General features: G+C 50.9%; 17 protein-coding genes. All 17 read left to right on the top strand.

The annotated features are described in order from the left end of the window. Positions 1 to 12 precede the first annotated feature (12 nt). The 17 genes from GF409_03680 (at position 13) to aspS (ending at position 20811) form a co-directional block, all read left to right on the top strand. Positions 13 to 879, top strand: coding sequence for a 4-hydroxy-tetrahydrodipicolinate synthase (locus GF409_03680; GenBank protein ID MBD3426316.1), 867 nt, complete (start codon positions 13 to 15; stop codon positions 877 to 879). A 19-nt stretch (positions 880 to 898) separates the two neighbouring features. Next, positions 899 to 1615, top strand: coding sequence for a 4-hydroxy-tetrahydrodipicolinate reductase (gene dapB, locus GF409_03675; protein MBD3426315.1), 717 nt, complete (start codon positions 899 to 901; stop codon positions 1613 to 1615). A 21-nt stretch (positions 1616 to 1636) separates the two neighbouring features. Then, a complete protein-coding gene (locus GF409_03670) occupies positions 1637 to 2803 on the top strand; it encodes an aminotransferase class I/II-fold pyridoxal phosphate-dependent enzyme (GenBank protein MBD3426314.1) in 1167 nt (388 codons plus the stop codon). A 24-nt stretch (positions 2804 to 2827) separates the two neighbouring features. Then, entirely contained in the window at positions 2828 to 3295 is a 468-nt protein-coding gene (folK, locus tag GF409_03665) for a 2-amino-4-hydroxy-6-hydroxymethyldihydropteridine diphosphokinase (protein ID MBD3426313.1), read from the top strand. After that, a complete protein-coding gene (locus GF409_03660; GenBank protein MBD3426312.1) occupies positions 3292 to 4146 on the top strand; it encodes a pantoate--beta-alanine ligase in 855 nt (284 codons plus the stop codon). Before folK ends, GF409_03660 begins: the two co-directional genes overlap by 4 nt. A gap of 10 nt (positions 4147 to 4156) precedes the next feature. Continuing rightward, positions 4157 to 5095 (top strand): quinolinate synthase NadA, encoded by a 939-nt coding sequence (gene nadA, locus GF409_03655; GenBank protein ID MBD3426311.1) that lies wholly within the window; start codon positions 4157 to 4159, stop codon positions 5093 to 5095. A gap of 10 nt (positions 5096 to 5105) precedes the next feature. After that, positions 5106 to 5918, top strand: coding sequence for an aspartate dehydrogenase (locus GF409_03650; protein ID MBD3426310.1), 813 nt, complete (start codon positions 5106 to 5108; stop codon positions 5916 to 5918). 86 nt (positions 5919 to 6004) lie between these two features. After that, positions 6005 to 7723 carry a Na/Pi cotransporter family protein gene (locus tag GF409_03645; protein ID MBD3426309.1) on the top strand — a complete coding sequence of 573 codons (1719 nt, stop codon included), beginning with the start codon at positions 6005 to 6007 and terminating at the stop codon, positions 7721 to 7723. Between the two features lie 238 nt (positions 7724 to 7961). Then, the gene (locus GF409_03640) at positions 7962 to 8360 is read left to right on the top strand and encodes a prepilin-type N-terminal cleavage/methylation domain-containing protein (GenBank protein MBD3426308.1); all 399 of its coding nucleotides are present in this window, start codon (positions 7962 to 7964) and stop codon (positions 8358 to 8360) included. Next, positions 8357 to 8965: a hypothetical protein gene (locus GF409_03635; protein MBD3426307.1), complete on the top strand. Its 609-nt coding sequence runs from the start codon at positions 8357 to 8359 to the stop codon at positions 8963 to 8965. Before GF409_03640 ends, GF409_03635 begins: the two co-directional genes overlap by 4 nt. Positions 8966 to 8967: 2 nt before the next feature. Then, positions 8968 to 10653, top strand: coding sequence for a hypothetical protein (locus GF409_03630; GenBank protein ID MBD3426306.1), 1686 nt, complete (start codon positions 8968 to 8970; stop codon positions 10651 to 10653). Between the two features lie 48 nt (positions 10654 to 10701). After that, positions 10702 to 12474, top strand: coding sequence for a hypothetical protein (locus GF409_03625; GenBank protein MBD3426305.1), 1773 nt, complete (start codon positions 10702 to 10704; stop codon positions 12472 to 12474). 137 nt (positions 12475 to 12611) lie between these two features. Next, positions 12612 to 13772: a GuaB3 family IMP dehydrogenase-related protein gene (locus GF409_03620; GenBank protein ID MBD3426304.1), complete on the top strand. Its 1161-nt coding sequence runs from the start codon at positions 12612 to 12614 to the stop codon at positions 13770 to 13772. Positions 13773 to 13811: 39 nt separating this feature from the next. Next, positions 13812 to 17264, top strand: a complete 3453-nt coding sequence (locus GF409_03615; protein ID MBD3426303.1) for a DNA polymerase III subunit alpha — start codon at positions 13812 to 13814, stop codon at positions 17262 to 17264. 146 nt (positions 17265 to 17410) lie between these two features. Further along, entirely contained in the window at positions 17411 to 17716 is a 306-nt protein-coding gene (locus GF409_03610; GenBank protein ID MBD3426302.1) for an integration host factor subunit beta, read from the top strand. Positions 17717 to 17810: 94 nt separating this feature from the next. After that, positions 17811 to 19049: a histidine--tRNA ligase gene (locus GF409_03605; protein MBD3426301.1), complete on the top strand. Its 1239-nt coding sequence runs from the start codon at positions 17811 to 17813 to the stop codon at positions 19047 to 19049. Continuing rightward, entirely contained in the window at positions 19033 to 20811 is a 1779-nt protein-coding gene (aspS, locus tag GF409_03600) for an aspartate--tRNA ligase (GenBank protein MBD3426300.1), read from the top strand. Before GF409_03605 ends, aspS begins: the two co-directional genes overlap by 17 nt. The last annotated feature ends 39 nt before the right edge of the window (positions 20812 to 20850 follow it).

Here is a 20850-nt window from a genome sequence, read left to right as displayed (position 1 = left end):
TAAGGAGGTAATATGTTCAAGGGTTCATATGTAGCTTTGGTAACCCCGTTCACTAACGGCAAGGTAGATGAGAGGACTTTCAGGGAACTTATAGAGTTCCATATAGATAACGGCACAGACGGCATACTTCCCTGCGGATGTACAGGAGAGGCGGCCACTTTGTCCATGTCCGAGCAGAAAAGGCTGATCAAGATATCCGTCGAGACATGTGACAAGCGCATTCCGGTACTGGCGGGGACCGGGTCCAATAGCACAGCTGAAGCCACGGAGCTTACCGATTACGCCAAGAAAGCGGGAGCGGACGGAGCTCTTATAATAACGCCTTATTACAATAAGCCCACCCCTGAGGGGCAGTACAGGCATTATTCGAGCATCGCGGCAAAAGTGGATATTCCCATAATGCTCTACAATGTTCCTTCCCGCACGGGAATATCCCTGCTACCTTCGACTGTAGCCCGCCTTTGCGAGATAGAGAATATCGTGGCCATCAAGGAAGCGGCCGGCAGCGTGCAGCAGGTGATGGATATACTTTCTCTTTGCGATATAACGGTAATGAGCGGGGATGACTCGATGACGCTTCCGTTCATGTCGGTAGGGGCTAAAGGTGTAGTAAGTGTTGCCGCTAATGTCGTGCCCGGTAGAGTGCACGAGCTTACCCAGAGCTTTATGGACGGAGACCTCCAGAGAAGCAGGCAAATACATTACGCTCTGCAGGACCTCTGCAAGGCTATGTTCATCGAGACCAACCCCATACCTGTCAAGACGGCACTTAGCCTGATGGGAATGGTCAACGCGGAGTGGAGGATGCCTCTTTGCGAAATGGGTTCGGAATCCAGGAAAAAGCTTGAGGGAGTTCTCAAGAAGTACGAATTGATCTAATTTCGAGGGGATTATTATCATGCTGAAGATAGGTATTGCAGGTATTTGCGGCAAAATGGGTATGCGTATAGCAGATCTGGCCATCAGTGACGGCGGGATAAAGATCGCAAGCGGGCTTGAACACGCCGAATGCCAGTCAGTCGGCAAACAAGTAAAAGGCGTTGTGGTGACGGCCAGTGCGGAGGAGGCTTGTCAGGGAGTGGAATGTCTGATCGATTTCACGCTGCCCGGACCGACCCTTGAACATTTAGAGGTGTGCCGCAAAACAGGTGTTTCTATGGTAATAGGCACTACAGGGATCGATACCGAAGGGGAAAAGAAGATAAGTGAGGCCGCGGGTGAGATCCCCATAGTCTTTTCCCCGAACATGGCCGTGGGGGTAAACCTTTTTTTTAAGATAGTCCGGGAAGCCGCAAGGGTACTGGGCGGCGATTTCGATATCAAGATAGATGAAACCCACCATATCCACAAGAAGGATTCGCCCAGCGGCACTGCCAAGATGATAGCGAAAATCGTCAAAGAGGCTTCGGGTAAGGAACCCCCGGTAGAGGCCTTCCGGGAAGGAGAGGTCATAGGAAACCACGGTATCGAATTTGACGGTGAGTATGAGAACCTTCAGATACGGCATGATGCCAAGAGCAGGGACGTTTTCGCTTCAGGAGCGTTGAGGGCGGCAAAATTCCTTAGAGGCAAGGAGCCCGGTCTTTACACTATGGCGGATGTTCTGGGATTGTAAAAATCAACAGAAAGGTAATAAATGAAAGTAGAATACGCAGACAGGATAAAGAAACTGCAGCCTTATCTTTTTGATGAGATAGACAGGGCGAGACAGAAGGCTATTGAAGAGGGTAGACCGGTGATCAATCTGGGAGTGGGGGATCCCGATACGCCAACCCCGGATTTTATAGTAAAAAGGCTGCAGGAAGCCGTGCTTGACGAATCCACCCATAAATATGCTCTTAACAAAGGGCTCAAGGCATTGCGGCGTCAGATGGCCGACTGGTATAAGTCACGTTTTAATGTTGACCTGGACCCGGAAAGCGAAGTGCTTCCGCTTCTGGGATCCAAGGAAGGGATCGGTCATGTGCCGATGGCGTTCGTCAATCCCGGCGATACCGTACTTATCCCCGACCCCGGTTATCCGCCGTACAATTCCGGTACGGTTTTCGCGGGGGGTAAACCCCATTCGATGCCGCTACAGATAGAGAACAGGTTCCTGCCTGATCTTGATGCCATCGATGAAAAAACGGCCAGGAACACGAAACTGATGCATATAAACTATCCCAATAACCCGACCGGTGCGGTCTGCGACAAGGCGTTTTACGGGAAGGTCGTGGACTTCGCGCGTAAATACGATATTATCGTCTGCTCGGACGCCGCCTACACGGAGATGAGCTATGACGGGTACAGTCCGCCGAGTTTCCTTGAAGTCAACGGCTCGAGGGATGTCGGTATAGAGTTCCATTCTCTCTCCAAGACCTTTAATATGACCGGATGGAGGGTAGGTCTGGCCGTAGGCAACGCTGAACTTCTTCAGGGCCTCGCCAAGGTCAAGGCGAATCTTGACTCAGGCATCTTTACCGCGGTGCAGATAGCCGCGATAGAGGCTCTTGATCACGCCGAGGAGGTCAAGGAGAGGATGAACCAGATATACACCGAAAGGCGTGACGTTCTTGTCGACGGCCTGAACGAGGCCGGATGGCAGGTCCCCAAACCACTGGCGACGTTCTATGTGTGGGCGCCCGTTTTCGGTGGCCATGATTCGGTCAGCCTTGCGAAAGCACTTCTGGAAGAAGCCGATATCGTAGCCACTCCCGGCAGTGGTTTCGGTCCTTCCGGGGAAGGATATATACGCATGGCGCTTACGGTTGACGCCTATCAGCTTCGCGAAGTCGTCTCGCGCATAAAGAAAAGGTTTTTTTAACCCGGCAGCGGATCTTTTGTTGTAATGACTGTTGTTTTTATAGGTGTGGGTTCCAATATTGGGGACCGGAAACTTAATTTCAAGGAAGCGGCCGAAAGAATGGCCGCTTCCGAAGGTATCGAGATAAGAAAGTTCTCCGGGGCTTATCGCAGCAAACCCGTCGGAGGACCGCCCCAGGAGGATTACCTTAACGGAGTCTTCGAAGTAAGAACGGATCTTTCCGCGGAAGAGCTTCTTGAGGCGCTGAAAAGAATAGAAAAAGACATGGGGCGAAAACCCGCCTGCGCGGATGCCCCGAGGATAATAGACCTTGATATACTTCTTTACGGGGATAAGGTCATAAAAACAGAAAAACTGACGGTGCCGCATCCGAGGATGCACGGAAGGCTCTTTGTTCTTGAGGGACTTTACCGGATCGCTCCCCAGGCCGTCCATCCCGAACTCGGCAAAACCGCCGAGGAGCTTTACAGGGAGCTTAAGAGAGCGTCATGAAAATCATCACTGAAATAAGTAAAATGCGCCAGTTTTCACGTGATTCCCACGGAAAAGGGGCCTCTGTAGGATTCGTTCCCACCATGGGGTATCTGCATGAGGGGCACCTGAGCCTGGTAAGGGCGGCAGGAGAAGAGTGTGATACGGTCGTTATGAGCATTTTTGTCAACCCCACACAGTTCGGTCCGGGGGAAGACCTTGACAGGTATCCGCGTGACATGGAAAGGGACACCGAACTCGCGGAAAAAGAGGGGGTCGATGCGGTATTCGTTCCTTCGGTCGAGGAGATGTACCCTCAAGACCACAATACGAACATAGAAGTCTCTGGTCATCTTACCGAGGGATTGTGCGGAGCCTTCCGCCCGGGGCACTTCAGGGGCGTAACCACCGTAGTGGGGAAGCTTTTCAATATCGTGAATCCGGATAAAGCCTATTTCGGGCAGAAGGACGCGCAGCAGGCTGCGGTCATCCGCAGGATGGTGCGCGACCTTAACATGCCGGTTGAAGTGCGCGTTATGCCGATAGTAAGGGAGAAGGACGGGCTCGCGATGAGTTCGCGCAACAGTTACCTTTCGCCCGGGCAAAGGCATCAGGCGCTTGCGCTTTACAAGTCACTTGAGAGGGCCAGGGAAATGATACTTGCCGGGGAAGACTCCGCCGGGAAAGTAAAAGATGAGCTTAAGAAAATACTCCTGGATGAGGCGAGGTTGCGTATAGATTATGCAGAAATAATCGATGCTGAAAGCTTCAGGCCCGTTGAAAGGATAAAGGGCAAAGCCCTTATCGCTGCCGCGGTCTATGTGGGTGAGACCAGGCTCATAGACAACGTTATGGTAGGATCAAAAGAATGAAGGGACCGATATGATAAAACCGGAATTTGATAAAAAATACAAAGAACATCTCGAACGCAAGATACTGGATCTCAAGAAGGAAAAGGACGCCCTGATAGTCGCACACAATTATCAGCGGGATGAGGTCCAGGAGATAGCGGATATAACGGGCGATTCCTATGCCCTAGCGCGGAAGGTCACGCAGGCTCATAACAAGCTGGTCGTTTTCTGCGGGGTGAAGTTCATGGCCGAAAGCGCGTATATACTGAACCCGGAGAAGACCATTCTCCTGCCGGTCGAGGAAGCGGGGTGCCCGCTTGCCGACATGGCCACCGTTGAGAAGCTCAAGCAGAAAAAAGCCGAATATCCTGAAGCGGCCGTCGTCTCTTATGTCAACTCATCGGCCGCGGTCAAGGCCGAAAGCGACATATGCTGCACTTCTTCGAACGCGGTACAGGTCGTTAAGTCCCTTAAGGAGGATAAGGTCATATTCGTGCCGGACAAAAACCTGGGCAGATATGTCAGGGAACATGTTCCGGAGAAGGAACTCATTATATGGGAGGGGTATTGCGTGGTCCACATGAGGCTCACGCGCGAAGAAGTCGTAAAGACCAAAAAGTTGCGTCCTGAGGCGGAATTCATAGCGCACCCGGAATGCCGGAAGGAGGTTCTCGAGGAAGCCGATTACATAGGCAGCACTGCGGGGATGATAAAACACGTGAACGGATCTCCCAAAAAGGAATTTATCATAGGGACCGAGCTGGGTATCATATACAGGCTCAAACGGGAAAACCCCGAGAAGGACTTCTATGTGCCCACGGATCAGTTCATCTGCGCGAACATGAAGCTTACCACCCTGGGATGGCTGGCAAGGTCCCTCGAAAAAGAGGTGTACAGGATAACGGTTCCGGAGCAGATCATGAAAAAAGCCCGGAAGGCTTTGCAGAGGATGCTGGAAGTAACTTCCTGAAAGGCGGAAAATGTACAAGAAAACGATAGGTATTGTTGGCTGCGGGGCGATAGGCTCCTATCTTGCCGACTACGCCTGTGAGAACATGACCGGGAGGATATCAGGCGTAGTTATCTGGGATAAGGACGCCGAAAAATCCGAGTCTCTTTACGGGAAAGTACCCCGGGTGAAGATCGCGGGGGAACTTGAAGAACTGGCCGAACAGGCGGACCTTATCATTGAAGCGGCAAGCCCGATGGCTGTTCCCGGTCTATTCGAGGTCGCTCTTGAAAAGGGAAAGGACTTAATCGTCATGAGCATAGGCGGTCTTCTCGGCAATGAACATCTTCTTGCTGCCGCCAGGGAAAAAGGGATACGGCTCATGCTACCCTCAGGGGCCATAGCTGGTATTGATGCCCTCAAAGCATCGAAGATAGCTGGCCTGGAAAGCGTGACCATAACGACGCGCAAGGCTCCCAGGTCAGTGAAAGGAGCTCCGTATCTGGCCGATGAAGGGATAGACGTCGATTCTATAGATAAAGAAACCGTTATTTTCGAAGGGAACGCGCTCGAAGCCATTAAAGGTTTTCCAAAGAACATTAATGTTTCGGCGCTTCTTTCGATCGCGGGCCTGGGGGGCGAAAAAACCAAAGTGCGTATAATCGTATCTCCCGAATACACCAGAAATTCCCATGAGGTCGAGATGATCAGCGGCGCTGGGAGGGTCCTTACCAGGACAGAGAACACCCCCTCACCGTCCAATCCCAAGACAAGCTATCTGGCGGCTCTGGCCGCGATAACTTCACTTCAGGGGTATTTCGATACCGTCAGGATAGGGACATGACCGGCATAATTTCTTGACAGGGGCAACCGTTCGTGTTAATTTATGCCTGACAAGTTTTGTCCCACATTTGTATCACGCTCAAACCAATGGACACTAAATTTACCTACATGTTGATAGGCGGGCTTGGCCTTTTTTTCTTCGGAATGAAGATCATGTCCGAGGGCCTTAAGAATATCGCCGGTGACCGGCTGAAGAACATTCTTTCGATGGTCACAAAGCTGCCCGTTATCGGTATGCTTGTCGGCGCCGCCATCACGTGTCTTATCCAGTCATCCAGCGCGACATCCGTCATGGTCGTTGGATTCGTCAATGCCAGCCTCATGTCGCTCAAACAGGCCATAAGCGTTGTCATCGGAGCGAATATCGGGACGACTTTCACCGCATGGCTCGTTTCCTCGATGTCGGTGTTCAAGGTAACGCATTACGCCTTGCCTGCCATAGGTATAGGCTTCGCCATAAACACTTTCGCCAAGACAAAGAACGCCAAGTTCTGGGGCCAGGTCCTTATGGGTTTCGGCCTGCTTTTCCTGGGGCTTGATTTCATGAAGGATGCCTTCGCGCCGCTGAAGAACAGCCAGTTGGTCAAGAATGTTTTTCTTTCCCTCAGCGAAAATCCTCTTCTTGGAGTGCTTGTCGGCATAATATTTACGATGCTTTTGCAGAGTTCAAGTGCCACCATAGCCATAGTGCAGGTAATGGCTTTTAACGGGCTTATAAGTTTTCCGGCGGCTATACCCATAATCCTCGGAGATAATATAGGCACCACCATAACGGCGCAGCTGGCATCGATAGGGACCACGCTTCCGGCAAGGCGTACGGCCATGTCGCACACCCTTTTCAATGTGATAGGTACCGCTTACATGCTTGTATTCGTTTATACAGGGTGGTATGTAAAAGCCATCGACGCGATAATACCCGGCCAGATAACGGCCAAGAACATAATGTTCCATATAGCTATCGCGCACAGTGCGTTCAATGTCGTTAACGCCTTGATATTCCTCCCGTTCGTGGGAGTCCTGGAGAGGGTGAGTATCATCCTGCTGCCCAAACGCAAGGGTGCGTTGGAACTCGGTCCCCAGTACCTGGAGAAACATCTTCTGGATACGCCTCCCATAGCCATGGAACAGGCCAGAAGAGAGACCGTTCGTATGGCCAATCTGGCCACAAGGTCGGTATCAAGTGCGGTGAAGGGGTTCATTGATAATATCCAGGACGAGCTTAAGCCTGTCAGCAGGCTCGAACAGGCCGTTGACAATCTGCAGTCGGCGATCACGGCGTATCTTATTGAACTTTCGCAAAGAGAGCTCAGCCAGGAGGATTCAGAACAGATCCCCGTTCTTATCCACAACGTCAACGATATAGAAAGAATAGGCGACCATGCCGAGAACATCCTGGAGCTGGCGGAACGGAAGATCGAGAAAAAACTTCCCTTTACCGATGAAGCCATAAATGAATTGAACCTCATGTGGAACGAGCTTCACAGCATGATGATAGAGACCGAGGAAGCTCTGCGCAAAAACGATTCACAGCTTGCCGAGAACATACTCCGGAGGGAGCAGCGTATCAATAAGTTCCAGAATGACCTTAAGAGGGCACATGTACGCAGGCTCGGTTGCGGGAGCTGCACGCTTAAATCGGGCATAGTCTTTATGGATTTTGTGGATAACCTCGAGAAAATAGGTGACCATCTGACCAATATCGCCCAGGGGGTCATAGGCGAGATGAGATGGAGAGGCTACCAGGGGACCACGATAACCGCAGAAAACCCTCCCGCCGAGACGGAGCCGGACTTTTCCGTATCCTGACCTAATAATAATCACTTCTCTAGTAATGTGTTTTCATTTGTCTTAAGCCAGATTTGTATGCTATAATTCCTTTAAACATGCTTGTATTCTCAGGATCCATGAAGCCGGCTCGGAGTCAGATGAAAGCATCCGAAAATCTTTCAACAATACTGGGCGATTTACATAAAAAAATCATACGGCAGCCCGCTGTTTACCCCTTCCCAACGATCGAGATCCCAGATAGCAGAGGTGGTGCAAAATGAAGATGTCCAGAAAAGGTTTCACTCTTATCGAGCTGATGATCGTTTCATCGGTCTATATCGGTATCATCGTTGCTATATGGGGAGTCCTTCTGGGTGCTCTTAACCACGCCGCCATGGCCAGAGAGATCACGGTCGCGACGGATGACCTGAAGGATGTCATGGAGAGGATCAGGAGCGTTCCATTCCCGGATCTTACCGCTGAATATCCTCACAACAGCACTGTCAGTGCCAGCGAAATAGGTGGTTTTATCCTGCAGGATGAAAGTATAACTGTGCGTTATCCCCAGGGTACGGGCGCTGACCCGCTTGAAGTAAGCCTGGAAGCTACCTGGACGAGCAAGAATGGCCGGACCGTGTCAAGGATAATCAAGACCATCAGGACAAGGAGATTATGAGGAACGATACCAGGGGTTTCAGTTTAGTAGAAGTTTTGATAGTGTCTTTCTTTCTGGTACTTCTGGTAGTCGCGGTAATAACATCAGGTGTTGAGATGCGTTCGGTGTTCCAGGCCACAGGCACTTCTGTCAGTCTGCAGCAAGAGGCACGCCTTGCTATGAACTCGATGTTGAACGGGATAATCGATCCGGATCTTAACCAATACTGGTATGGGCTCAGGAACGCGTTCAGGTCATCGGTGGTCATAACAAAGGACACTCCAGTGACCGGTTTCGACAGGATAAGATATCAGATACCTCTGGATCAAAGTGAACCCCCTGATGGTGTTCCTGATCTGGTGAGTGGTGAAATAACGGCCGATCCGCAGTTTTTTATCATAGGAGCCCAGCAGAACGGGGATGATATTGAACTTGTTTTATACAAGCGCTGGCAGACTCCCCAGGTCATCAGCGAGAACATCAAAAGTATTGAATTCCAGGATTCCACGGATGACTCGTCCTTATATCCTACCGAGATCAGGATAATACTGGAGCTTGAGAAAACGGACGCCGACGGAAGGACCGATAATATGGTCCTGACCTCGACGGTCAATCTGAGAATATAACGATGCATTATATTTCCAAGTTAAAGAGCCAGAGAGGCGTAGTTCTTATCACGGCTTATATGATAATTGCCTCGCTTTCACTTCTTACAGCTGCCGCCATTAAGATAGCTACCACTGAATACGGTTTCGCACGGAGGTATTTTCTTTCGACCAAGGCGTATTATCTGGCCGAAGCGGGCACGGACATGACTGCGTATTCGCTGGCGGGTAAAGTGGCTAATTACGAAGAAGAGCCTTCCGGGGCGAATTGCGAGTGGACCGATCTTTGCAGCACTACTACCGACTTTCTGTCGACCGGGTTCGATGTGGACACCATATGCGTGACATTGGATACGGACCATGCCGGGAGTGATCCCACTACCAGGGAAAGACATTATATGCTGACATCAACCGCGAGGGACCCCCTGACAGGAATAGAAAGAACCATCAACCAGATAGTGATAAGACGCAAAGGTTATACCTTTCAGCATGCGATATTCTATGCGGGGGACCTTGAACTATTGCCCGGACAGGATATGCTCCTTACTGGAAAACTTCACTCCAACCATGATATTTATATCGCTTCTGACGGGGCTTCACTGACGGTTGATACGAATTATCTGTGTTCCGCGGGCAATGTCTATAACATGCGCAAAGATAAGTCCGGCGGAGCTTCGGGAACGGTCCAGATAAAGATCGACGGCTCTTCCAGTTATGCCAGGATGCTGGAAAGCGGGGACCCGTCCCCGCTGGATTGCCGAAGGAGCGACTGGGCTCTGGCATCTCAGACCAGATGGAACGGGACGGTTCTGAGCAGTGTGCACGGGGTTACAGAGAAAGCCGTTCCGGAGCCCAGGTCCACGGATCCTGACGGGTTCTACGCGCAGAACGCGAACGTAAAAGTGATAAACGGTTCGGCCTATGACGGGGCCAGTGAACTTGTCGAAGGCGTGGATGTTCCTCATGGGACCATAGCGACCAGCGATACCTTTTACAACTTCAGGGAAGGCAAGTACATAAGAATGACCGATATCGATATCGAAAAACTTGCAGGGTGGTGCAATGTTGACAGCGAAGGTAATGAAGTGCCTCCGGGAGGGGATTACAGCTCCGTGGTCGGCAAAGCGCAGCTTTATTCGAACCACCTTCCAGCAAACGCTCTTCTTTACGCGACCAGGGACGATACGACTCCCGACCAGCAGCCGGGCATACGCCTTTTGAACGGCTCCGAAATACACAGCAGCGGGGGGCTTACCGTGGTAAGCAACGATCCGGCGTATATTCAGGGGGATTTTAACAATATTAACAAGAAACCGGCCTCGGTATTCGCGGATGCCGTTAATATAGTTTCAAATAACTGGGATGATGGTAACAGTGACGGGGATAAAAGCGCCAGGCAGGCCACTGAAACAACGGTCAACGCCGCTTTCATAGCCGGAATAAACGAGACAAGCTGGGGGGACTATTCCGGAGGACTTGAGAATTACCCGCGCCTGCACGAGGACTGGGGTGGTATTACCCTCACCATCAGGGGCGCCTTTGTTTCACTGTGGAACAGTCAGATCGCAACCGGCAGGTGGGAGGATCAGAGCTACAGCGCGCCTATCAGGAACTGGGACTGGGATAGCGATTATGCCAACCTGGATGACCTGCCATCTTACACACCGTATGCCGTGGAAATACAAAGAGAAGCCATATGGCTCAGCTAAGGCATTGGCATACCCGTAAATGATGGCGAAAAGACATACAGTTTGAACATGGGAAAAATATTCATACATAACCAGAAGGGCTTGATGATGATCACCGCCTACATGATCATCGCGGCCATGTCCATTTTTGCGGCGGCGGCCATAAAAATGGCCACTACCGAGTATAATTTCGCGATGAGATATTTCAACTCCATGAAAACATTCTATCTTGCGGAAGCGGCGGCCGAAGAGATATCTTTTGATCTGGCCGACAGGGTGGCTGCAGAAGAAGACAGTGATAAGAGCGCACTGGATCAGTGGAATGACCCATGTCTGAACGATAGTGATTACCTGTCCACGGGATGCGAACTTGAATCGGTATGTCTGGTACTGGATGAATACCACGAAGACCCCGATCCTGACTCCAACACCACTGTACGCCATTTTCTGGTCTCGGCCAAGGTCACTGACCCTGATACCGGAAAATCCAGCACGGTGAATAACCTGCTCCGATGCAGCAAGGACGATGTTTTCAGATACGTGATCTTTTACAACGAGGACCTTGAGATATTGCCGGGTTCATATATGGCGTTGACAGGCGATATACACTGTAACCGTGATATTTATCTTTCCACCAGCGCCACCTTGAGGATAGACGCTGATAATCTGAACGCCGCGGGGAACATATACAACAAGAGGAAAGACCAAGACAGGACCGATAGGGGCGATGTTGAGATCAGGCGCCGGGACAGTTTCTGGTTCCCGCATATGTGGTACAGGTGGTGGGAGGGAGCTCCGCTTGATTCAAGGCGAAGCGACTGGGGGACATCTTCGCAGAACAGGTGGCGTGGAACTGTAAAAAGCGGCGTGCACGGCATCTATTCAAAGGCCGTCGCCGATATCTTTTCGATACAGCCTGATGGGTTCTATGCCGAGACAGCGGATGTCACTGTTATTAACGGTGATATCTTCAGGGGTACCACCCAGCTCAGGGAAGTGGCTTATGATGACCATAACGGAGATGGTACTATAGATGCGAATGACTTCGGTCCTAACGACATACCCGAGGGGACAATAAATACTTCGGCAGATCGCTTTTACAACTACAGAGAGGGCAAATATATCAAAATGACCGATATCGACCTTAAGAAACTTGCCGGTTTTATTCAGGTGGACGGCGGAGAAGGCGAGCCTGTGGAACAGCAGCTCTATCCGAATCAACTGCCCGCTAATGGTTTGCTTTATGCTACAAGGAACGACGCTACCGGATCGGAACAGCCGGGCATAAGGGTCATTAACGGTGCCCGGATAAGCAACACCGATGGCCTTACCCTTGTGAGCGACGCGCCCGCGTACATACAGGGGGACTTTAATGTGCAGAACTACGGGGGGGACCCCAGCAACAAAAAACCTGTTGCCGTAATTAGCGACGCGCTGAATATCCTTTCAAATAACTGGGATGATGACAACAGTCTTAAGGGGCTGGGAGACCGCACTGCGGACGATACGGAGGTCAATGCGGCTTTCATATCCGGCGCTGACGAAACTCTGGGAAGCACTTACGGGGGAGGGCTCGAGAATTATCCGCGTCTGCATGAGAACTGGACCGGCAGGACCCTCAAGATACGCGGTTCCTTTGTCAACCTGTGGGATTGTCAGGTGGCTGAAGGTCAGTGGGGGGATTCTTCCTACAGTGCCCCTGAGAGGGACTGGGATTATGACCCGGACTTTCTCGAGGAGGAGGATCTGCCGGTATACACGCCCAAAGTCGTAGGAATTGAGAAAGAAGCCACATGGGTAGGCGAGTTCGATGTTGAAGGGTATCTTGAGCGGCAGTCCTGATCCTTCCGGTGAATCCGGCCTTTTATCCGCTTTTTACGCAAATAGTCGTACTTGACAAACCCTTTCTACTTTTGTATCATACTTCTAATTATTTTTCCTTATACAAGGTTATATATCTATAATATCAGGAGGATATCATGGGAATGTGGGTCGGGATAGGGCGTAAGGCTAGGCGCAGTTACGGTTTTGATGAAATAGCATTGGTGCCGGGCGAGCTTACCATAAACCCTAATGACGTGGACACTTCCTGCAATATAGGAGGCATCAAGTTCCAGGTTCCCATCATGGCTTCCTCGATGGACGGGGTAGTTGACGTGGATTTCGCCGTGGCCATGGGCAAGCTCGGCGGAGTCGCTGTTCTTCACCTTGAAGGGGTTTCCACCCGTTACGAGGAACCGGAAAAAGCCATTGAGAAGATAATCACCTGTGACGCGAAAAGATCCACGAAGGTCATACAGAACGTCTACGCCGAACCCATCAAGAAAAAGCTCATAACCAAGCGGATAAAAGAGATAAAGGCCGCCGGAGTGCCGGCTGTCGTAAGCTGTAATCCGCAGGTTGCCGGTGAGTTCGGGCCCATAGCAAGGGACGCCGGAGCGGATATATTCGTTATCCAGTCGACGGTGATAAGCGTCAAGCACGAATCGAGCGAGTACGAACCCCTGGACCTTTATAAGTTCTGTGACGAAATGAAGATACCGGTCCTTCTGGGTAACTGCGTGGATTATGACGTCGCCCTTGCCCTTATGGAAACGGGCTGCCAGGGTATCTTCGTGGGCATAGGTCCCGGCACGGCATGTACATCCCGGGGCGTTCTCGGGATAGGGGTGCCTCAGATCACAGCTACATGTGATTGCGCGGCTGCGAGAGATTTCTATTACAAGAAGACCGGCAGATACGTTCCCGTTATCACTGACGGCGGAATGGCTACCGGTGGGGATGTATGTAAGGCCTTTGCTTCCGGGGCGGACGCGGTCATGCTCGGTAACGCTTTTGCCAGAGCCAAGGAGGCGCCCGGTAAGGGATATCACTGGGGTATGGCCATGCCGCATCCTTCGCTTCCCAGAGGAACACGCATACAGGTCGGCACGGCCGGCACACTTGAAGAGATACTCTACGGCCCCGCCAGGCTCGATGACGGCACCCAGAACCTGGTAGGCGCTCTTGCGACGAGCATGGGCAACCTCGGGGCACATAACATAAGCGAAATGCAGCTGGTGAACATGATCATAGCCCCTTCCATACAGACCGAAGGGAAGGTTTATCAGACCGCCCAGAGCGTTGGTATGAGAAAATAACCGAACTTCTTGCCTGAGAACTTGTAAACCGCACGAAAAATGACTAATACACATTCGGATTTTGTACATTTGCACGTCCACACCCAGTTCAGCCTTCTTGACGGAGCCTGCCGTCATGATGAGCTGCTGGATCTGGCCAAAGAATACGGAATGCCCGCTTGCGCCATAACCGATCACGGGAACATGTTCGGCGCGATAGAATTCTACAAAAAAGCCAAGTCGCGCGGGATAAAACCTATCATAGGATGCGAAGTTTACGTTGCTCCCGAAAGCCGTTTCGACAAGACAAGCCACGGGATACAGGGAGCTTATCATCTTGTTCTTCTTGCAAAAAACATGACCGGCTACAGGAATCTCATGGAACTCGTCTCCATCGGATATATAGAAGGGTTCTATTACAGGCCGAGGGTGGACAAAGAGGTGCTCGCCCGCCACAGCAAGGGACTTATCGCTTTAAGCGCCTGCCTGGGCGGGGAGATCCCGCACTTTCTTCTTTCTGACCAGTGGGAACAGGCCAAAAAGGCCGCACTGGGATATTCTGATATCTTTGGCAGGGACAATTTTTATCTGGAGCTCCAGGATAATCACTTGGATGAACAGGAAAAGATTAACAACCTGATAGTTAAGCTGGCGGAGGAGACAGACCTGCCTCTTGTGGCGACGAATGATGTCCATTACCTTGAGCGAGAGGATTCAAAGGCGCATGACGCGCTCTTGTGCATACAGACCCAGACCACGCTGGATCAGGAAGACCGTATGATGTTCAATACGGATCAGCTTTATTTCAAATCACCCGACAAAATGAAAGAGGCTTTTCTGGATCTGCCAGAATCGATCAAAAACACGGTGAAAATAGCTTCCCGGTGCAATCTGGAACTCGACTTCTCCGAGCTTCATCTGCCCAAGTTCGAGGCCCCGGACGGCCAGGATAACGAAAAGTTCTTCGAGAAACTCGTCGAAGAGGGGATAAACCGCCGTTATGGCGGTAATATTACAGACGAGATTCGCACACGTGTCGATCATGAAATGAAGATTATCAAGGGGCTCGGTTATGTCAGTTATTTCCTCATAGTATGGGATTTCATCAACCATGCTAAAGAGAAAGGCATTCCCGTCGGGCCCGGAAGGGGCTCTGCCGCGGGGAGTATAATCAGTTATGCTTTGGGTATAACCGATCTTGATCCGATAAAATACGGGCTTATCTTCGAAAGGTTCCTGAATCCGGAGAGGGTCACTATGCCTGATATCGATATCGACTTCTGTTTCGAAAGGCGCGGGGAAGTAATAGATTATGTTATAGAGAAGTATTCCAAGGAGAATGTCGCGCAGATCATCACATTTGGCAGCATGATGGCCAAGGGTGTTCTGAGGGATGTCGGCAGGGTTATGGGTATGCTTTATGCCGATGTGGACAAGATAGCCAAACTGGTGCCGAACGATCCCGGGATAACGCTTGAAAGGGCTCTTGATATAGAACCGGAGCTTACAGCCAGGTATGAAGAGGATCCCATGGTGAAGCAGCTCGTCGACACCTCGATGAGGCTTGAGGGGCTGAGCCGGCATGCCGGCAAGCACGCAGCTGGCGTTGTCATCTCAGATAAGCCCCTACAGAAACGTATACCCCTGTTCAAAACCTCGGACGACCAAATCACCACGGGTTATTCAATGAAGTCGCTGGACGAGATAGGCATGCTCAAGATGGATTTTCTTGGGCTGAAGACCCTGACGGTGATCGACCAGACGGTCAAAATAGCCAAGCGTACCAGGGGGGTTGATATCGACATTGACAGTATTCCCCTGGATGATGAGGCGACTTTCGAACTTTTATCCAAGGCGGAGACCGCCGGTGTATTCCAGCTTGAATCAGGCGGGATGAGGGACCTTTTGCGTAAGCTGGGTCCGGAGAGGTTCGAAGACCTTATTGCGATACTTGCGCTTTACCGCCCGGGACCGATGGGTAGCGGCATGCTGGATGATTTCATCAAGCGCAAGCAGGGCCAGATAGAGGTGAAGTATGACCATCCTTCCCTGGAGCCCATACTTAAGGAAACGTACGGGATCATAGTTTTCCAGGAGCAGGTCATGAACATCGTGTCTGCTCTTGCCGGATTTACCATGGCAGAAGCCGACAACGTGAGAAAGGTCATGGGTAAGAAGATCCCCGAAGCTCTCTCGGAGATCAAGGATAAGTTCATGGCCGGCACAAAAAAGAACAATGTCGATGAAGTTACAGCCGGTAAGATATGGGACTATATAACCTATTTCGCCGGTTACGGGTTCAATAAATCCCATTCGGCGGCTTACGCGATGATCAGTTACAGGACGGCTTATCTCAAGGCCAATTTTCCCGTGGAATTCATGACGGCTCTTCTTACAAGTGAGAAGAACAACAGTGACAAGATATCCGATTATATCACCGAAGCCCAGAGAATGGACATGGAGATATTGCCGCCGGACGTGAACGAGAGTTACAAGGATTTCACTGTCGTGGGCAAGGACATAAGGTTCGGTCTTTCCGCGGTCAAGAACGTGGGTAGCGGTGCTGCTGAGTCCATCATAAGCATACGGCAGCAGGAAGGCAAATTCGAATCGCTTTACGATTTCGCTCTCAAAGCCGACCTTAAAGCCGTCAACAGGAAGGTCGTGGAGAGCCTGATAAAATGCGGCGCTTTCGATTCCACCGGGATACGCAGATCGCAGGCGATGGCGGTCCTGGACAAGATCCTGGATATGGCTTCCAGGGCCAACCGGGACAGGAGTCTGGGCCAGATGTCCTTTTTCGATGATGCCGATGCGGACGAGAGTTTCCGGGAAAGTTTTCATGACATACCCGATATACCGGAGTGGTCAGAACATGAGCTCCTTGCAAATGAAAAGGAAATGCTAGGGTTTTATATCACGAACCACCCGCTTGCGAGGTTCGAGAAGCTCCTGAACGCATATTCAACATGCAGGATATCGGAACTTGCCGGCATGTCCGACGGACAGGAGGTGTTGATAGGGGGGATAATAAACAAGGTCAGGACGACGGTGACGCGCAAGAAAGCTGAAAAAATGGCTATTGTGAGGCTCGAGGACCTGGAGAACTTCGTTGAGGTCCTGGTCTTTCCGAAGGCTTACAGGAAGGCCCCCGAACTGATCAAGGAAGACAATCTCGTCTATATCCACGGCAGACTGAACCTGCGAGAAGAGGAACCAAAACTGGTGGCGGAGGATATAATACCTCTTGAGAAGGTAAAAGAAAGATATACCAGATCCGTTCTCGTAAAGCTTTCTACAACCGGCCTGGAGGAGCAGATGATGAAAAGGGTAAGAGGCATCATCCGCAAATTCGCCGGCAAAATACCGATATATATCGATATCATTTCCCCTGAGGGCCGTAAGGTGCGCCTTTCCACGGACAAAACTCTGTTCGTCAAACCATCCGGAGAGCTGATTTCCGAGCTGGAAGATGTCGTCGGTACCGGTAACGTTAAGTTCCTGACCAAGTGATACCGCCCCCCGTTCAGGACTGTAATGATAATTATTATAATATCGTTGACATCTGACATAACCCATGATAACATAACCACTTCTGATAGCTTTGCTGTAGCGAGATGACTGGATAGAATCTGATTAAAATAGAAGGAGGAAGATAAATGACAAAGAAAGACATCATCATGAAAATAGCTGAGGAGACCAACCTGAAGCAGGTTGAGGTCAAAGAAGTCGTGCAACGCACCTTTGACATGATAATCGAGAGTTTACGTCAGGGTGACAAGGTTGAGCTGCGCAATTTCGGCATCTTCAAGGTAAAGACCCGAAAAGGAAGGCTGGGCAGGAATCCTAGGACAGGCGAAAGCGTTACGATACCCGACAAGAAGGTGGTTTCTTTCAAGCCGGGCATGAAGATGAAGACGGATGTTGAAGACGCGGATACCAGTGATCTTGAACAGAACGTGTAATTCATCCGGCATCAGCGATCTTATAGCCACGACCGTGGCATAATTTACAAGGACGATAGTGGGTAACACGCCTAAATACAAAGCATTGAGGGGGATGCCCGATACTCTTCCCGAGGACGCGGAAGTAACGCGCTGGCTGGAAGACACGGCAAGATATGTTTTCGAGAACTTCGGGTATGGTGAGATACGCACGCCGCTGCTCGAGGAGACGGAAGTATTTACCCGCAGCATAGGTGAGGATACCGATATAGTCGAGAAGGAGATGTACTCCTTCACTGACAGGGGAGGAAAGAACGTATCACTCCGCCCGGAAGGCACCGCCCCCATAATACGCGCCTACATAGAGCATGGATGGCATAATGTTTCGGGGCTTACGCGTCTGTATTATATGGGGCCGATGTTCAGGGGGGAACGTCCTCAGAAAGGGCGGCTTCGCCAGTTCCACCAGATCGGAGCCGAGATTATCGGCGCTTCTGGTCCATATATCGATGCCGAGCTTATTTTTAATCTCAAGATGGTCCTCGAAGAACTCAAGGTTGATGGGTTCACGATACTGATCAACTCTCTTGGCTGTTCAAAGGACCGATCGGAGTACATGAAGGCCCTTTCAGAGTATCTTGAGGGGAAAAGCTCCGGACTTTGTGATAACTGCAGGAGAAGGGCCAGGACAAATGTGCTGAGGGTTCTTGACTGTAAGAACAGAGACTGCAAAAAAGTGGTCAGCGCAGCTCCTTCCATACTCGGGTATCTGTGCCGGTCATGTCTAGAATATTACCAACAGCTGAAAAAAATACTCGCTGAGATGGATATTCCTTTCAAGGAGAAGAGCGACCTGGTCAGGGGGCTTGATTATTATACGGGGACCATATTCGAAGTGCGTCACCCGGCACTGGGAGCTCAGGACGCGGTGGCCGCCGGAGGAAGGTATGATGAACTTACCGAGCAGATGGGAGGTCCCAGCGCGGGGGCTACAGGGTATGCCATCGGGGTTGAAAGATTGCTTCTTGCCGTGGACAGGAAGAAAATCCCTCGCAGACCGCCGCCGGTCCTTGTCATTCCCGTGGATAAGGAGTATTTCAGCCATGCTTTTTCGACGGCCAACCAATTTCGCGCCAGAGGCGTCAGCTCGGATATCGATCTTACCGGGCGCTCCCTCAAGGGCCAGATGAGAAGGGCTGGTAAAGAGTCCAGGGATTTTGTGATCCTGATAGGAGAACAGGAGGTAAAGGAAGGCGAAGTGCTCCTCAAGAATATGCGCGAAGGCACGCAACAGGCTTTAAGTTTTGATGAAGCAGTGAAAAAACTGAAAGGAAGAGATGATACGTACGCATAATTGCGGTGAACTGGGTTCAGAGGATACGGGCAAGGATGTCGCTCTCTGCGGATGGATAGATTCGCGCAGAGACCACGGTGAGATCATATTCATGGATCTCAGGGATAAGCATGGCAGGACGCAGATAGTGTTCGATCCAGAGAAGAACAAGGAAGCGCATGTCAAAGCGCACCAGCTCAGGAATGAATACTGCGTTAAAGTGAAAGGTAAGGTCTCGCCTCGTCCGGAAGGGACGGTGAACCCCAAGATAGCTACCGGCCGGATCGAGATCGACGTGGACAGGATAGAGGTGCTCTCAGAGTCTGATACACCGCCTTTTGAGATAAAGGATGATGTGGATGTGTCAGAGGAGATGCGCCTTAAATACAGGTACCTTGACCTCCGGCGAGTGCCCATGCAAAAGCGGCTGAACATAAAACACAAGCTATACCGTCATATAACGGACTTTCTTGATAATGAAGGGTTCGTTTCAGTGGAAACGCCGATGCTGACAAAGTCCACTCCGGAAGGGGCAAGGGACTATCTTGTTCCCTCAAGGGTCCACGGGGGCAGTTTTTACGCGCTTCCACAGTCGCCTCAAATATTCAAGCAGATCCTGATGGTGGCAGGCGTGGAGAAGTATTTCCAGATAGTGCGCTGTTTCCGGGATGAGGACCTCAGGGCGGACAGGCAGCCAGAATTCACGCAGCTTGATATGGAGATGTCTTTCGTTGAAGAAGAGGATATATTCGGGGTCTGTGAACGCCTTTTCAAGGCTATATTCTCCAAGGTAATGGACATGGAGATAGAAATACCGTTTGAAAGGGTCAGTTACCGCCATGTCATGGAGAAGTACGGCAGTGATAAGCCGGACAGACGTTTCGGAGTTCATTTACAGGACCTTACCGAAGAAGCTGGCAGATCCTCCTTCAAGGTCTTCTCCAATGCCGTTTCATCCGGGGGACGGGTAATGGCCCTAGCAGCGCCGGGTTACGCGGACATAAGCCGCAAGGATATAGATGATCTTACCGCTTTCGTCGGTGAGTATGGAGCCAAGGGCCTGGCTTATTTCAAGGTCACAGAAGAAGGTCTTTCCTCGCCGATAACCAAGTTCTTCAAACCGGGAGAACTTGAACTGTTCCGGGAAAAGACAGGCGCCTCGGCGGGCGACATGATATTCATGGTAGCCGATGCGGAAGAAGTAGTATGGGATTCTTTGGGTGCTCTGCGCCTTAAGATAGGACGCGAGAAGAACCTGATAGAAAAGGATAAGTTCGATTTTCTCTGGGTAGTGGATTTTCCTCTTTTCAAGTTCAACAAGGACGAGAAAAGATGGGTCTCCGAACATCACCCGTTCACTTTTTTCCGTCAGGAAGATCTGGAGCTGCTTGAAAAAGGAGAGTTCGGGAAAATAAGATCGCTTTCCTATGACCTTGTCCTCAACGGGAGCGAAATAGGTTCTGGAAGCATAAGGATACATAAAAGAGATGTTCAGAAAAGGATCTTCGATATCCTGGGATTGACCGAGGAGGAGGCAGAGAGCAAGTTCGGTTTCCTGCTGGAGGCGTTCAATTACGGACCGCCGCCCCACGGCGGGATCGCTTTCGGCATGGACCGACTGGTCACCCTGTTTACAGGAGACTCTTCCATACGCGAGGTAATACCTTTTCCCAAGACACAGAAGGGGATATGCCCTCTGAGCGGGGCGCCTTCCTACGTCGATGACAGGCAGCTAAGGGAATTAGGGATTAAACATACAAAAAGAACCAAGAAAGAAGGATAACCCCCGACCACTTTACACGAGTGGACAGGGAAGGAGGTA

The sequence above is a fragment of the Candidatus Omnitrophota bacterium genome, assembly GCA_014728045.1.
Taxonomy (GTDB): Bacteria; Omnitrophota; Gorgyraeia; order Tantalellales; family Tantalellaceae; genus WJMH01.
This window is presented reverse-complemented; position numbering and strand designations above follow the sequence as displayed.

Bases quoted from the DNA above. Each gene is read 5' to 3' on its own strand.
- GF409_03680 (MBD3426316.1), top strand. From the start codon at position 13: ATGTTCAAGGGTTCATATGTAGCTTTGGTAACCCCGTTCACTAACGGC.
- dapB (MBD3426315.1), top strand. From the start codon at position 899: ATGCTGAAGATAGGTATTGCAGGTATTTGCGGCAAAATGGGTATGCGT.
- GF409_03670 (MBD3426314.1), top strand. From the start codon at position 1,637: ATGAAAGTAGAATACGCAGACAGGATAAAGAAACTGCAGCCTTATCTT.
- folK (MBD3426313.1), top strand. From the start codon at position 2,828: ATGACTGTTGTTTTTATAGGTGTGGGTTCCAATATTGGGGACCGGAAA.
- GF409_03660 (MBD3426312.1), top strand. From the start codon at position 3,292: ATGAAAATCATCACTGAAATAAGTAAAATGCGCCAGTTTTCACGTGAT.
- nadA (MBD3426311.1), top strand. From the start codon at position 4,157: ATGATAAAACCGGAATTTGATAAAAAATACAAAGAACATCTCGAACGC.
- GF409_03650 (MBD3426310.1), top strand. From the start codon at position 5,106: ATGTACAAGAAAACGATAGGTATTGTTGGCTGCGGGGCGATAGGCTCC.
- GF409_03645 (MBD3426309.1), top strand. From the start codon at position 6,005: ATGGACACTAAATTTACCTACATGTTGATAGGCGGGCTTGGCCTTTTT.
- GF409_03640 (MBD3426308.1), top strand. From the start codon at position 7,962: ATGAAGATGTCCAGAAAAGGTTTCACTCTTATCGAGCTGATGATCGTT.
- GF409_03635 (MBD3426307.1), top strand. From the start codon at position 8,357: ATGAGGAACGATACCAGGGGTTTCAGTTTAGTAGAAGTTTTGATAGTG.
- GF409_03630 (MBD3426306.1), top strand. From the start codon at position 8,968: ATGCATTATATTTCCAAGTTAAAGAGCCAGAGAGGCGTAGTTCTTATC.
- GF409_03625 (MBD3426305.1), top strand. From the start codon at position 10,702: ATGGGAAAAATATTCATACATAACCAGAAGGGCTTGATGATGATCACC.
- GF409_03620 (MBD3426304.1), top strand. From the start codon at position 12,612: ATGGGAATGTGGGTCGGGATAGGGCGTAAGGCTAGGCGCAGTTACGGT.
- GF409_03615 (MBD3426303.1), top strand. From the start codon at position 13,812: ATGACTAATACACATTCGGATTTTGTACATTTGCACGTCCACACCCAG.
- GF409_03610 (MBD3426302.1), top strand. From the start codon at position 17,411: ATGACAAAGAAAGACATCATCATGAAAATAGCTGAGGAGACCAACCTG.
- GF409_03605 (MBD3426301.1), top strand. From the start codon at position 17,811: ATGCCCGATACTCTTCCCGAGGACGCGGAAGTAACGCGCTGGCTGGAA.
- aspS (MBD3426300.1), top strand. From the start codon at position 19,033: ATGATACGTACGCATAATTGCGGTGAACTGGGTTCAGAGGATACGGGC.